At 46.0% G+C, this 14068-nt stretch carries 12 protein-coding genes; 4 read left to right on the top strand and 8 right to left on the bottom strand.

The features are described 5' to 3' along the window. Nucleotides 1–71: 71 nt before the first annotated feature. Both RMO52_RS00220 and tilS read right to left on the bottom strand, forming a co-directional pair. Nucleotides 72–1547: a tetratricopeptide repeat protein gene (locus tag RMO52_RS00220; RefSeq protein ID WP_310409957.1), complete on the bottom strand. Its 1476-nt coding sequence runs from the start codon at nucleotides 1545–1547 to the stop codon at nucleotides 72–74. Between the two features lie 345 nt (nucleotides 1548–1892). Then, nucleotides 1893–2858, bottom strand: coding sequence for a tRNA lysidine(34) synthetase TilS (gene tilS, locus RMO52_RS00215; protein WP_309739045.1), 966 nt, complete (start codon nucleotides 2856–2858; stop codon nucleotides 1893–1895). Between the two features lie 177 nt (nucleotides 2859–3035). Here tilS and RMO52_RS00210 point away from each other — a divergent pair, with 177 nt between their 5' ends. Next, nucleotides 3036–3341, top strand: a complete 306-nt coding sequence (locus RMO52_RS00210; protein WP_309739043.1) for a hypothetical protein — start codon at nucleotides 3036–3038, stop codon at nucleotides 3339–3341. A 5-nt stretch (nucleotides 3342–3346) separates the two neighbouring features. Here the strand turns inward: RMO52_RS00210 and RMO52_RS00205 are convergent, their stop codons facing one another. Then, nucleotides 3347–3916, bottom strand: coding sequence for a hypothetical protein (locus tag RMO52_RS00205; RefSeq protein ID WP_309739041.1), 570 nt, complete (start codon nucleotides 3914–3916; stop codon nucleotides 3347–3349). Nucleotides 3917–4284: 368 nt separating this feature from the next. Between RMO52_RS00205 and RMO52_RS00200 the strand changes: the two genes are divergently transcribed. After that, complete coding sequence (locus tag RMO52_RS00200; protein WP_310409954.1) at nucleotides 4285–5859, top strand: tetratricopeptide repeat protein; 1575 nt, start codon at nucleotides 4285–4287, stop codon at nucleotides 5857–5859. 122 nt (nucleotides 5860–5981) lie between these two features. After that, on the top strand, nucleotides 5982–7193 hold the full coding sequence (locus RMO52_RS00195; RefSeq protein WP_310409952.1) for a D-alanine--D-alanine ligase family protein: 1212 nt from the start codon (nucleotides 5982–5984) through the stop codon (nucleotides 7191–7193). 135 nt (nucleotides 7194–7328) lie between these two features. Here the strand turns inward: RMO52_RS00195 and RMO52_RS00190 are convergent, their stop codons facing one another. The 5 genes from RMO52_RS00190 to RMO52_RS00170 form a co-directional block, all read right to left on the bottom strand. After that, a complete protein-coding gene (locus RMO52_RS00190; RefSeq protein WP_310409950.1) occupies nucleotides 7329–8534 on the bottom strand; it encodes a DNA (cytosine-5-)-methyltransferase in 1206 nt (401 codons plus the stop codon). A 469-nt stretch (nucleotides 8535–9003) separates the two neighbouring features. Continuing rightward, a complete protein-coding gene (locus tag RMO52_RS00185) occupies nucleotides 9004–9195 on the bottom strand; it encodes a DUF6887 family protein (RefSeq protein ID WP_310409948.1) in 192 nt (63 codons plus the stop codon). Between the two features lie 162 nt (nucleotides 9196–9357). Further along, entirely contained in the window at nucleotides 9358–9711 is a 354-nt protein-coding gene (locus RMO52_RS00180; protein WP_310409945.1) for an HNH endonuclease, read from the bottom strand. A 14-nt stretch (nucleotides 9712–9725) separates the two neighbouring features. Next, a complete protein-coding gene (locus RMO52_RS00175; protein WP_310409943.1) occupies nucleotides 9726–10157 on the bottom strand; it encodes a hypothetical protein in 432 nt (143 codons plus the stop codon). After that, on the bottom strand, nucleotides 10135–10542 hold the full coding sequence (locus tag RMO52_RS00170) for a hypothetical protein (RefSeq protein ID WP_310409941.1): 408 nt from the start codon (nucleotides 10540–10542) through the stop codon (nucleotides 10135–10137). The genes RMO52_RS00175 and RMO52_RS00170 overlap by 23 nt, the downstream gene beginning before the upstream one ends. Before the next feature lie 219 nt (nucleotides 10543–10761). Between RMO52_RS00170 and smc the strand changes: the two genes are divergently transcribed. Beyond that, a partial coding sequence (gene smc / locus RMO52_RS00165) for a chromosome segregation protein SMC (protein ID WP_310409939.1) occupies nucleotides 10762–14068 on the top strand: 3307 nt, incomplete at its 3' end.

Genomic DNA, 14068 nt, shown 5'->3' with positions numbered 1-14068 from the left:
AAAATACCGTCTCGAACGACGAACCACAGCCAAAACTACTGGGTTTGGCTGTGGTTCGTCGTTGCGCGCAATTATTTAATTCTCTCTAACTGTCGCATCACTGACTCATAGGCAGCACTATTATTTTGAGATTGGAATATTTTAGCAGCCGTTTCGAGGTCTTTAGTAGCTGCGGCGTTAGCTTGGAGTTGAACCTGCAACAGTCCGCGATTGCTGTAGGCGAGTGCGTAATTAGGCTGCAAGCGGATCGCTGTATTGTAGTCGGCAAGTGCCTGCTTGTAATTTTGAAGTAGAGCTTGGGTAATGCCCCGATTGAAGTATGTTTCGGCATTGTTTGGCTCTAGGGCAACTGCTCGATCGTAATCTAGTAATGCTTTGCGGTATTCGCGAGTTGAGTAAAACGCAATGCCCCGATTGAGATAGGCAGTACCATAATCGGCTTTCAGCCGAATGGCTGAGCTATAGTCAGCGATCGCTGCTTGGCGGTTGCCGCTAATAAAGTACACGATGCCGCGATTATTATAGGCTTCGACTAGCTGGGGATTGAGTTTGAGGGCGGTAGTATAATCGGCGATGGCTTTAGCACGATCGCCATTCTGGTTATGTCCCAAGGCACGATTGAAGTAGCTGTTGGCATCGTTGGGGTTGAGGCTAATAATCCGATTGTAGTCCCCGATTGCCCCAGGGGTATCGCCGAGAGAGTTTTTGGCGATCGCGCGGTTGAGGTAAGCACTAGTCTGACTGGGTTTGAGTTTAATTGCCCGATCGTAATCGGCAATCGCCCCGCGATCGTCGCCGAGTAGTCCTCTGGCTTTACCGCGCCCGTAGTAGGCGTTAGCATAAGTCGGTTTGAGTCTAATGACCGTATTATAGTCCGCGATCGCGCCTTGCCGATCGCCGAGATCGAGTTTGGCTAAACCCCGATTGTAATAAGCATCGGCATTACTGGGGCTGAGCTGGATGGCTCGATCGTAGATCGAGATCGCCCCTCGCTTGTCACCATTTTGAGCGGCGACGATGCCTTTACCGACGAGTAATTGTGGATCGTTGGGTTTAATCTTGGTGGCGGCTTGTAAGTCGGCTAGCGCACCAGTCCGATCTCCGGTGCCCAACCGCGCAAAGCCGCGATTGGCAAAGGATTCAAAGAATCTGGGATTGAGAGCGATCGCCCGCGTATAATCCGCAATTGCCCCGGTATTATCGCCGTTTAAACCTTTAATGATGCCTCGGTTATTATAAGCATCGACAAAGTTGGGTTGCAATTGAATCGCGCGATCGAAATCGGCGATCGCACCGAGCCGATCTTGACTGCGGTAGCGACGCATCGCCCGGTTATAAAAGTCGCGGGCAGATTTGGGGGTTTTGGTAGCAGTAGGTGTTTTGGTAGTTTGGGGCACTACGCGGTTAGATTGACGATCGAGGGCGGCTACTCTCACTGGCGGTAAGATCGCGGCAATGACTAATGCTAAAGTTAGCAGCGGAATCGGGATCTGACGCTGGGGTGTCCACCATCTATTAGTTAATTGACGATCGGTTTTAACGTTCATGATTTTAGGGCAATTAATTAACTATCGCGCTCGCAACTACCCAATCCATCAAATTTGGACAGGTCGCTAATACTTAAAACAATTATTGATGTTCTTCATGATATCTTAACAAATCTGTTGAATGTTCGAGCTAATTACGCCAAATGTATTAATAAATAATCATAAATCTACATCTCACAACTTGCTACCCGTATAGCTTTTGTCTCTAACTTTATATATATGTAAATTAAATATTATATTTCAACCACTCGTCTGTTTTTATACTTTCAGTACATAAAAGATAGTTAAATTAGCTATTTGTTTCGAGCGCATACTAGCAGTCGATTTTCGATCGTCGCAATCTAACTACAACCGTACCACGATCCACTTGCCGCAGACTTCTGCTGCTAGTCCATGACTGAATGTAGATGTGCGTGTGCGGTTGGGGGCAGTAATCAGCGCGATCGTATCTTCGATCTGGCTGAAAGTGGGCATCTTGGCTAGTGCTTGCGTGAGAAATTGCCGGATGATGCGGCGTTGCAGCGATAGAGACAGCGATTGGAGGACGGTGCGATCGATTTTAGTGCCGCTGTCGTCTAATGCTTGCTGATACGAGTCGTTGGCTAGCGACTCTAGATATTCGACATCCGCCCGCAATAGTTCGGCGGTACGTGCCAAATGGCTTTCAACTTGGGGATTGAAATTAGCGGCTAGCTGGGGAATTATCTCCAGCCGCAGGCGATTTCTGGCATATTTGAGATCTTGATTGTAGGCATCTTCCCAGACTGGCAATTCGTACTCCTGACAAAATTCACCAGTCTGGGTACGACTGACTTCTAACAGCGGACGGACTAAATTAATCTCTGGTGTCAACTGACGGTGCCACGACATCGCACATAGCCCGTCAGCACCCGCACCGCGCACCAAATTGTAGAGCAAGGTTTCGGCTCTGTCGGTTTGGGTATGGGCGGTGACAATGTATGTACTCTCAGTCGTTTCGGCGATCCGGGTGAGGGCTTGATATCGCCACTCTCGTGCCGCAGCATCGGTTTCGGGCAAATTGGCAGTAGTTTCACAATGAAATGGTAACTGCCAGCGGGCACTCACTTGTGCTACGCGCTCGGCAATGCCAATATCCTGTGTCCAACCATGATCGCAATGCGCTACCGCCAACTGCCATTGCCAGCGGCTTTGTAAGTCCCGCAGCAATTGTCCCAGACACAGCGAATCCTGCCCCCCAGACACAGCTAGCAGGATCTTGGCACCAATTGGGAGCAACTGACGATCGATCGAACACTGGTGAAGTTGACTATGTAGAGGTGTCCAGGGCATCAGTAGAATAGCTAATTGCTACACTGTAAACTTAGTAGTAAGTTTGACAAAGTTGAGTTATTATACCAATGTCAATGTTGGTCGTCATCTTTTATTGTTGTAACAAGGTTCGTTGGCATAGCCTGCCGTAGGCAATCGCAATCGCAATCGATTTATTTACCTGGCTGGGATGGGATAATGCAACGCGGCACCGTCGATATATTTGAGATTGTTAAACCAATTTTAGCAAGAAACTTGGAAATCGATCCAGAGGCGATCGATCTAGAATTTAGATTTCACAACTTTATCGATCGACTCGCTGAGCGGCGACAGCAACAATCTGGTGCTAAAAATTTACTTTATTATCTCGAAGCTGCGAATATTTATTTCGATTTGGCTGAGGCTTTTGAGTTGAGTTTTTTAGTAGATTTTACAGATAGTACTTGCATTACTGTCGCCGATCTAGTCGTCTTAATTCGATCGAAGTTAGCTGAGTTACGGTGACGCTCTTAATTCCATTGGTAATGTTCGGGAATTAGATCGTCAGGCGCAAATAAATGGGGACTCATCGGTGCGGATGCGGTATCGTACCAAGACTCCAGTAAATCTTGAGTTTCCTGCATTTCCCCGATCGACAAGTCGCGGGGGATAATAATGCCGATACTGCGATCGGGAATAGCCACATAATAGCCATCGGGAAAATATTTATCCAGGTAAGGCGAGAGCAAGATTCGCGAGGAGCCAAACCCATCATTGTGCATCATAATCGCCCAGACAACGCTGCCATCTTTACGCAGCTTTTGGTGCGTCCATAGTTCCTGCGATGCTACCTTGAGATTGATTACTGCCCGTTGTTGCCAATCGATCCCTTCAGCTTCCCACACCTCTACCATTTCAGGTGTGACATTCTGATAGGCAACTTTCCCTTGAGGATGGCGATCGACAATTACCCAGCTCAGTGCATAATCCCGTAACGGTAACTCTTCATGCGGCGAATCCCAGAGCTTGGATTTGAGACAAGTTGAATGGATGATGAGGGGCATCAAGCGATCGATCGCATCAATGATAGTTCCGGACATAATGCAGATTTGGGGAATTTGGTTCGATGCACTTATATTACCCACCAGCTTCATATGAGTTCACATTCAGTCAGATTGTTTTGGAGAAAGATGGGAGGTAGGAGTTGGGAGTTGGGAGGTGGGAGGTGGGAGATGGAGGATGGAAGGATCTCAATAGTGGCTAAATTACATGTCAACCCTTTCCCCCTTTCAATAACTGGTGTTGCTGGATTGGGGTATGACTTTGGATGTGTTCCAACAAACTGATTCCTCTTTCCTATTTCCTCCCAACTCCCAACTCCTCGAACTAAAACCAGCCGTTCGGCTCAAGCTTTGGAGCTTAGATCTAGTGTTAGTATTCTTAAAAAGTGGATCTTGATGTGCTGAAGATGAAAGATTATCTATTGCCGATTGCGCTGCTTGGTACCACCGCTCTAGTTAGCTATGCCTTGCCTAGCACAGCGCTATCACCGCCAGAAATTCAGCAGACTGCCAATCGCGCTACCGTTAGGATCGATCGCTGCGCTCAAGGCTCTGGGGCGATCGTGCAGAAAAATCGCAATACATATACAGTAATAACATTAGCGCAGAGCGTCAGGAATAGTGGGTGTGAAATAGTCACGCCAGACAATCGCCGCTATCAAGTTTCCCAAGTCAAGATATTCCCAAATAATATCGATCTGGCGGTAGTAAGCTTCACGACTAATAATAACTATTCAGTTGCCATGCTTGTCAATAATTCCGATCGCGTCGAAGCAGGCGAACGGATTTATGTCGGTGGATTTGGGCAAACTCCCGCCAGTTCCAAACCAGTATTTACCTTCGCTAAAGGCGATCTAGTCAGCAACAGCAGCAAACAACAAGGTAAAGGCTACTCCCTCATCTACAGCACGAATACACTGCCACAGCTCAATGGCAGCCCGATCTGGAACGATCGCGGCCAATTGCTGGCGATCGGGGGGCGCAGCATCCCAACTAATGCCCGCGTGCGGACTGACTATAATCTCGGCATTACTGTCAATACCTTCACCAAGTATGCCGCCACGGCTGGAATTGGGGGTTATGCCCCAGTGACGATCGCGCCATCACCCAAACCAGTAGACGATGCGATCGCGGTTGCAGTACTCAAGGAGAGTCAAGGTGACTATCGGGGGATGTTAGCCGAGCTGGATCGGGCGCTGTTTCTCGATTCTCAAAATGCGCGCCTCTACTACAGTCGGGGTGTTGCTAAATCGCTCCTGAGAAATCCAGACGCGCTGGGAGATTACGATCGCGCCAACGAACTCAATCCCAATGATGCTGCAACTCACAACAATCGCGGCGTCACTAAATTAGATCTAAATAACACTCCCGGCGCGATTGCCGACTTCAATCGTTCGATCTCCATCGATCCCAATCGGGCGAGTGCCTATTATCATCGGGGCAATGCCAAGGTTGCTCGCCAGCCCAAAGACGCCCTCAATGACTTCAACCGGGCGATCTCACTCGATCCGCAGCTAGCGCGAGCTTACTTCAGTCGCGGTACTCTCCAGGGGAAATTAGGCAATAAAAAAAGCGAACTAGCCGACTTCGAGCGGACAATCTCGATCGATCCCAACTATACAGCCGCTCACGAACGGCTCGGGGCGATTAAGTTCGATCTCGGCGACTTCAAGGGTGCGATCGTTAGTTTCAATCGCGCCATCGCCCTCAATCCCAAAAATCCCACAACCTATAACAGCCGCGCCACCGCTCGATCCAAAGTCGGCGACGAGAAAGGCGCACTCGAAGACTATAACAAAGCGATCGCGATCGATGCCAATAACGCCAGCGCCTACGCCAGTCGCGGCTTAATCAAGTCAAAACTAGGCGATAAAAAAGGCGCGATCCTAGATCTCAAAAAAGCCGCCAATCGCTTTAAACGACAGCGCCAAACCGCCAGCTACCAAAAAACCCTCGCCGATCTCAAACGTCTAGGTACATAAGACTTCCTGCAAAAGTCAAGGAATAGGCTATCCCCTATTCCCTATCCCCTATTCCCTATCCACTATTCCCTATCCACTATTCCCTATCCACTATTCCCTATTCCCTATTCCCTATCCAAGATGTGAGAAAATGTTTGTCGGCACGATCGGCAGACGCAATGAAGAAGAAAAACTTGGCAGTACTATTCGGTGGTAGATCCGTCGAACACGAAATCTCCGTAATCACCGCGCTCCAACTGATAAACGTCATCGACGTGACGCAGTATGAGATCGTCCCCGTCTACATCGCTCAAACCGGACGCTGGTACGTCGGCGACAACCTGCTCGACAAAAATTTCTACCGCCGCCTTCCCAACTCTGTCAAAGAAGCTCAAGAAGTCGCACTGTTACCGATCGCAGGTAGCAAGGGACTCACCTACCTTGCGCGTCAAAACGAAACTTTACCGATCGATATCTACTTCCTCGCCTTCCACGGCACCTTTGGCGAGGATGGCTGCATTCAGGGGATGCTGGAGATGGCGGATGCTACTTATACGGGTTGTGGCGTTCTCCCGGCTGCCCTGGGGATGAATAAATATCAGTGTAAACTGATGCTCAAAGCGGCTGGTATTCCCGTCTTACCTGCGGCAATAGTCGATCGCCGCGATGCCCAAAAAAGTCTCGCCGCCGTGCGCGAACAGATTTTTGCCACGCCTGGATTGGAGCAGTTACCGTTATTTGTCAAACCCTGTAACTTAGGTTCGAGTATTGGAATTGGGGTAGCTAAAGACGAGCGGACATTAAATGCTTGCTTGGTAAATACCTTTAGATACGATAGTCACGCGATCGTCGAACCTTGTATTAAAGATATTCTCGAAATCAATATTTCTGTGATGGAAGATGATGATGAGATCGTTGCATCTGTCATCGAAATGCCCGTCTCACTCAGCGGTGTCCTTACCTTTGAAGAGAAGTATCTCCGCGATGATGGTGGCAAAAAAACTGGCGGTAACGAATCACAAGGGATGGCAAGTTTGTCTCGCGTCATCGACCCCCAAGACCTCAATCCCGAACTAAAACAAGCTGCGCTAGAGTATGCTAAAAAAGCTTTTAAAGTTCTAGGTTGTTCTGGTGTATCGCGGATCGATTTTATTATCGATGCTAGTTGTGACAAGCTTTATTTTAATGAGATCAATACTCTCCCCGGTTCGCTATCTTTTTACTTGTGGGTAAAATCCAATCCGCCGCTACTATACACAGATCTCTTAAATCGGATTATTCGTCAAGCTGAAAAACGGCAAGTGACAAAACTCGCACTCAAGCGGCAGGAGGGAATGCGAGCATTATTCAAATAGGTTTATACTCAGATCTTGCATCGAAATGAAATTACTAGCGATTCTAAGCCGATCCTCTAGTTCGATCGCACAAATATAGTGAGTTTTGCGATCGTGTAGATGGCTATCTAACCAAAAGAAGCGATCGCGACCGAATCAAATATCGACTAACATTAGCCGTCTATTCTCTGTATTAGATAACCTCTCTATTCTAACCAAATGTTTGTCTGAGTTCAGCATTTTTATCAGTTCCTGTCCCATTATTTCGGCAAGTCGAACGGGAACTGCATTTCCAATTTGTCTCATCGCTTCACCCCAAACACCCTTGACAACAAAATCATCTGAAAAAGTTTGGAGTCGTTTCGCTTCCAATACTGTCAAATAGCGGACACTCCCATCTGAAAAGCGAATCATATTCTCCCCACCAGGAACGCCACGATCTCCAGCTTTAATTGTTTTTGCAGGTGCATCTAAAATGCTGCCAGTATGTCCTGGATAAATACGTGCCCCATCATGAAAAAGATGATCCTTTATGCCACGATCGATCCGTGGATCTGGTAAATTACCGATCGCATCTCGAACTGTTTGCCAAGGCATCGTTGCTGGCTCAAACATTCCGTATTTGTCTATAAGTTTGAATTTTCTGGATTCTGCGGATTTATCTAGTAACGGAAGTTCTGACTTAGATATTTTGTGCCGTTCCCAATATTCTCCTGTAACGTACATATCCCAAAATAATCGATCTGCCGAATGTGTCTCTGGCGGAAATAACCAATCGCACTCTAAGTCCGATCTAATACCAAAAATGATGACGCGCTCTCGTTTTTGGGGTACGCCATAATTTGCAGCATCGATCGATTTAAACTGGACGTTATATTTGATTCCTGAATAAGAGAACTTACTTACAGTACGAAGTTCTCGTAAATTCTCTTGCCAATCTGGGTTTACTTCTGCATTAAAGCTAGGATAAGTCAACCGCAGTAGAATATACTCGAAGTAATCAGCAAATGATTGGCGAAGCAAACCTTTGACATTTTCAAAGATAAAAGCTTTTGGTTTTAGCCGTTCGCTCGCACGAATAGCCGCTGGAAATAGATCGCGTTTATCTCGCTCTGCTTGATGTTTTCCAGCGAGAGAAAATGGCTGGCAGGGAGGGCCACCTGCGAATATATCGATATTAGTTAATGCTTCTAGATCGAAGTCTCTGACATCTCTAAGGAAAACTTTTGCAGGATCGAAGTTTTCACAAAGTGACGCATAAGCATGTTTGTTATTTTCTACGAGTGCGGTGTGTTTGAATCCCGCCAATTCTAACCCTTTAGCTAAACCACCTGCACCCGAAAATAGTTCGAGAGAATTCATAATTGTCCCCCGATCTTTTGAAAATGTCGATCGATATTAGCCAGAATGATACTTTCAGCTTTGGGTATGCCATATCTTTGACAAGTTCGACAAAGGCTTCGCTTTTATATATGTGCTTCTTTCGATTACCTCCGGTAGGCTACGCCAACGAACTCAGTAAACTTCATTATTACATAACTTACCTATATAAGGTCAGTTCGGGATAAGGATTTCAAGTCGATGACTCATAGCTTCGTTCCTGCACCGCCCTCAAATGAATTTGGGGGTAATAGCCCAAGTTCGTTGAAACGAACTAATCAATTTAGCAGTTCGTTTCAACGAACTTGAGCTATTAGCCCGAACTTATAGTTCAGGGCGGTGTTTGAACGGAGCAGATCGATTCTCCTTACCCCGAACTGACGTTATCTGGTGGCCAAACCTAACCAAGATTGATTTTACAAGGGATTAACGTCACTCGATCGAACCCATCCTATTTACTTCTATCTACCAACTCTTTGATGATGCGCTCTTGTTCTTCTATTGGTGTATCTGCTGGCACCATAATTGCATTAGGGCGAGGACGAGCAGCAAACTCATTCCAGGCTTCTTTGTCATCTCTATGAGCCAAAACATATCGTCTCAATTCATTGAGATTCATGGCTTGAAAGTTAGGTTTAGACATTCTTATACCTCTATAATCGTCCTCGATCGAGATTCCCAATAACAACCTATAATTTACTCACCTGCTTCATTACGCCACCAAATGAAGCCACGACTATCTAATAATCGATCGACTCGATCTATCCAATAAAAAGGCTATGATTATTTAGTCAAGCGAATAGACTTAGATATCTTTTCTACTTCTAGACAGATTACAACTTGGATGAGTAATTCGCAAATTTATCAAATCGAGATTTAATTGCGGATATTTTGCGATTGGTTTGATGTGGTCTATGTGTGAGTCTTTTAGCTCTAAAGGCTTTTTACATTCAGCACAGCACTGATTTTGTAGGTTATACTGCTTAATTCTCCATTTTTGGCCATCATCTGAGTTGCGCCAATTATCGAATTCAGCTCTTGGAGAATATTTTCTCTCAATCTTATCTACAGTTAGAGCGATAGAAAATTGAAGTTTAGCAGCATTTTTTCTAAATCGTAATATTTCTATAACTAGTTCTTCTGTTGATATATCAGACATTGTTTCACTCAATATTATTTTTTATATTTACCATTAATATTAGCTGCTGTAGCTTTTAGGCTGGCCAAAGCTCTATCTGTATCAGACATAGCTCTAAGTAATTGTTTGACAATATCGCCAATATCGGGATGACTAGATGATGACGCATTAAAAGGCAAAGCAATGACATTGCTCAGCCGCACTAATAAATTGTCTAAGACAACTATAAGTTGTTGACGAGTTAATGGCTTAATACGAGAACCAGATAAAGTGGCACGGATTGAGGCGACCGCCTCACTAACTAAATAAACATAGGCTCTACCTTTTTTATTAACTGGATTTAGCTTTTGAGTAATTTTAGTGACTTGATAACGACTCAATCCATAACCTTGTAACTGGATACGAGTAGTAACAACTAAGGATTCATCCAATGCTTTACTAGAATTATGCAACATTTTTATCAGCACTCAAATATTCCTCATATTCAGACAACAATGTTTCTACCCAAGGATCTTTCACTCCAAAGGTTTTTGAGACGTTGTAGATTTGGGCAATGACTCGAACAAATAAACTATGCTGCTTTTGAATGACTTTTTCATATTCATTAGTCTTTTGAGCAAAGTCTAGCTCTATTTCTTTGATGTATTGAGTCTTTTTAGTGACTTGACCTTTTTGCGATCGCTGTAAATACTGCCGATTCAGTAGTTCTTTGCCTGCAAATTCTGCCATCGCTGTTAACAAAGCTAGCTCGTCAGCTTGTTTCAAATCGACAGATTTAAAAGCGCGCTCAGCATCTTTGACAGTCCAATGATATTTCTTGGCAAATTCGAGGGCTTGCTGTTTGGAGAACATGGCTGAGGCAGATGTTGAAATTGTAAATGCTACTACTCAATTTTAAACTACAGATTTCGCAAATGGTTGCGATCGAGATCATAACTAAGATCGCTCGCAGCTATTGAGATCGTAAGATTGAAATAGGTAAATCGGGCGGGTATCAGTTCGATAGCCATTGAGATAATACGATTGCTTGCAGCATCTGGCTCGGTGTAGGCAATTATTTATCCCCTAATTTTGTTCGAGCCTATTCTACATTATCCCCGATTACCTCCGGTAGGCTACGCCAACGAAACCCTCAAACTCACAAACGGTCGAGAGTCTGCTAAGATAATCTCTTGGGAAAATGCGGACTCGCGCCGCCAAGGGATGCAGCTAGAATTTATGGTACACATCAAACAGGTAGAACTGTCCCATTTCAAGTCCTTCGGTGGTACTACAAAAGTTCCGATTTTACCAGGGTTTACCGTGGTATCGGGGCCGAATGGTTCGGGTAAGTCGAATATTCTCGACGCGCTGTTATTTTGCCTCGGATTGGCTAGTTCTAAGGGGATGCGGGCGGAACGGTTGCCGGATTTGGTAAATCACGATCGCAATACCAAGGGTGCCTCAGAAGCGATTGTGACGGTGACTTTCGATCTGGAGAATGAGGATGAGCCAGCACCGGAAATTGAGGTTATCGATATTAGTAGTATGTCGCCTGCTCCACCCAAAGAACGGTTGGCGAGTGAGTGGGTGGTGACGCGGCGGCTACGGGTGAATGCTCAGGGCGGTTATACGTCCAATTATTCGATTAATGGTGAGGCTTGCAACCTGGCGGAGTTGCACGACCAATTAAATGCGCTGCGGATTTATCCAGAGGGCTATAATGTCGTGTTGCAAGGGGATGTCACTAGCATCATCTCGATGAATAGCAAGGAGCGGCGGGAGATTATCGATGAACTTGCGGGGGTGGCGGCGTTCGATCGCAAGATCGATCGGGCTAAGGGTACACTGGATGAAGTCAAGGAAAAGGTTGAGAAATGTAATATTGTTGCCACAGAATTGGTGGTGCAACGGGATAAGTTAGCACAGGATAAGATTAAGGCTGAAAAGTACCAAAGATTGCGGACGGAATTTCAACAGAAATCTGTCGAAGAGGTGGTCTTAAAATGGCAGAATCTCCAACAGAAACAGGCGACAATTCAAGCAGATTTAGGTAAAGGTAAAATTGCGCTGGGTGAGTTAGATAAACAGGTCGTCGATTTGCAAGGAGAAATCGGCATGACGACAGCCGAAGTCGAGCGATTGAATGCTTGTGTGCGGGCATTAGGTGAAGAGAAACTGTTAGCCGCTCAAGCGGAATTGGCTACTCAACAGGCGGAACAGCGGCAACTGACACTGCAAAAAGAAGAACTAACCACAACTCGATCGAATACCCACACCAATCAACAGCAATCGGCTAGTCAATTAGCTAATTATGAGCAAGAATTTTACCGTTTAACTACCGAGCAACAGCAACTAGAAACCACCAAACTGAAAAAGTCGGTTGTCGATCGCGATGAAGCGAAATACCAACTAGAATTAACTAAAGAAAAAGCTAGCTCGATCGCATCTGCATCGACGGCGTGGGTGGAAGAACAAACCCAAGTTAGTCGCCAGATTGAAACTACCCTTCAACTATTAAGTAAACAGCGCACCGCTCAAGCACAACTTACCGAACGGCGCAATCAGTTGGGAGCAAAGATCGCTGAAGAAACCGATCGCTTGGCAACTGTTACGCCGGAATTAGCAGCGAAGCAGAATAAGGTTTCTGAGTTAGAAAGCAAACTCGCTCAAGCTACTGGCGAATTAGCGGTATTAGAAAATAAACTTACCGCCGTTCAAGCAAATGTCGATACTCAACTCGAAACCCAAAAACGATTATTACAAGAACAGCGCGATAAACAGCGATTGGTTGATAAATTAGAAGCGCAAAATCAAGTTCAAGCAGAAGCCCAAGGTACCTTCGCGACTAAAATTATTAAAGAAGCCAAAATTCCTGGCGTGCATGGTTTAGTCGCCCAATTAGGTAATGTCGATCCGGCTTATCAATTGGCTCTCGAAATTGCCGCAGGTGCGAGACTGGGTAACTTAGTTGTTGCCGACGATGGAGTGGCTTCCCGCGCGATCGAAATCCTCAAGCAAAAACGCGGTGGACGAGCGACATTTTTACCGTTAAATAAGATTAATGCTCAACCATTAAGAGAGAATGCCGCACTCAGAGCAACTCAAGGTTTTATCGATTATGCGGTTAATTTGGTAGACTTCGATCGCGAGTATGAAAACATCTTTAATTATGTATTTGGTGGGACAATAGTATTCGACAGACTCGATCGAGCGCGGAGTTTATTAGGCAGACATCGGATTGTTACCCTTGATGGCGAACTGCTCGAATCCAGTGGTGCAATGACGGGGGGGAATATATCTCAGAAATCTACCCTCCACTTTGGTACCGCCGATGCGAGTGAATCCGCCGAAGTTCGCAGTCTCCAGCAACGTTTGGGCGAAATCGAACAGATTTTACAAGTCAGTATCGAAGTAGTTAATAAGAGCAACACCGAACTGCGTCAACTCAGTACCGCAGTCGCCGATACCCGCCAAAATCAACGAGAAATTAAACTCAATTTCGATCGCAATCAACAGGAAATTGGGCAATTAACTACCCAACAGACTCAACTCCAGAGCCAGATTTTTAAAAACCAGCAGGATCTCGATCGTACCATTACCGATCTCACCGCCCTAGAACAAACATTACCCGCCCAAGAAGCCGCCCTCGCTGAATCCCATGCCGAACTAGCCGAACTCGAAAAATCAGGCGTACACAGCGATTGGCAAGCCATTCAGAGCGAAATCAAAACTCAAGAACAACAACTCAACCAACGCCAACAAGCCTTAACAGCCTTCGAGCAAAAACTCCAAGAAATCGATCGACAACGCAGTATCTTAACCGAAAAAATCTCCGAAAATCAACGTCGTACCAGTGAATATATCGAACAGATTGGGGGACTCGATCGCAAGTTGACCGATATTAATACTAGATTAGCGGCAATTGGGGACTCGATCGCCACCACCAAAGCATCTCTAGTCATCCTCGACAAAGAACTCGGCACCGACAAACAAGAACGCGACAAAGCCGAAGCCAAACTCCGCCAACTCCACCTCAACCTCCAAGAATTGCAGTGGGAGCAACAAAAACTCACCCAACTTCAACAGCAACGCCAAACCGAAATCGACAACCTCATCATCCAAATCGCTACCCAACGCACCGAACTCCCCACCGAACTTCCCGAACTCCCCCCCGAATCCCAAACCGACGAATATCTCGCCTCCCTCCAATCCCAAATCCGCCTGCTCCAAAAACGGATGGAAGGGATGGAACCCGTCAACATGCTCGCCCTCGAAGCTTACGAAGAAACCAACAACCGTCTCCAAGAACTCAGCGACAAACTTGGCACTCTCGAAGCCGAGAGCATGGAGTTATTACTTCGCATCGAAAACTTCACCACCCTGCGCTTCCAAGCCT

Source organism: Chamaesiphon sp. OTE_8_metabat_110, from assembly GCF_031382685.1.
Classification (GTDB): Bacteria; Cyanobacteriota; Cyanobacteriia; order Cyanobacteriales; family Chamaesiphonaceae; genus Chamaesiphon.
This window is presented reverse-complemented; position numbering and strand designations above follow the sequence as displayed.

What these genes read in the sequence shown, in the direction of transcription:
- RMO52_RS00180 (WP_310409945.1), bottom strand. Translation starts at nt 9,711, where the DNA reads ATGTCTGATATATCAACAGAAGAACTAGTTATAGAAATATTACGATTT.
- RMO52_RS00200 (WP_310409954.1), top strand. Translation starts at nt 4,285, where the DNA reads ATGAAAGATTATCTATTGCCGATTGCGCTGCTTGGTACCACCGCTCTA.
- tilS (WP_309739045.1), bottom strand. Translation starts at nt 2,858, where the DNA reads ATGCCCTGGACACCTCTACATAGTCAACTTCACCAGTGTTCGATCGAT.
- RMO52_RS00185 (WP_310409948.1), bottom strand. Translation starts at nt 9,195, where the DNA reads ATGTCTAAACCTAACTTTCAAGCCATGAATCTCAATGAATTGAGACGA.
- RMO52_RS00170 (WP_310409941.1), bottom strand. Translation starts at nt 10,542, where the DNA reads ATGTTCTCCAAACAGCAAGCCCTCGAATTTGCCAAGAAATATCATTGG.
- RMO52_RS00210 (WP_309739043.1), top strand. Translation starts at nt 3,036, where the DNA reads ATGCAACGCGGCACCGTCGATATATTTGAGATTGTTAAACCAATTTTA.
- RMO52_RS00205 (WP_309739041.1), bottom strand. Translation starts at nt 3,916, where the DNA reads ATGTCCGGAACTATCATTGATGCGATCGATCGCTTGATGCCCCTCATC.
- RMO52_RS00220 (WP_310409957.1), bottom strand. Translation starts at nt 1,547, where the DNA reads ATGAACGTTAAAACCGATCGTCAATTAACTAATAGATGGTGGACACCC.
- RMO52_RS00190 (WP_310409950.1), bottom strand. Translation starts at nt 8,534, where the DNA reads ATGAATTCTCTCGAACTATTTTCGGGTGCAGGTGGTTTAGCTAAAGGG.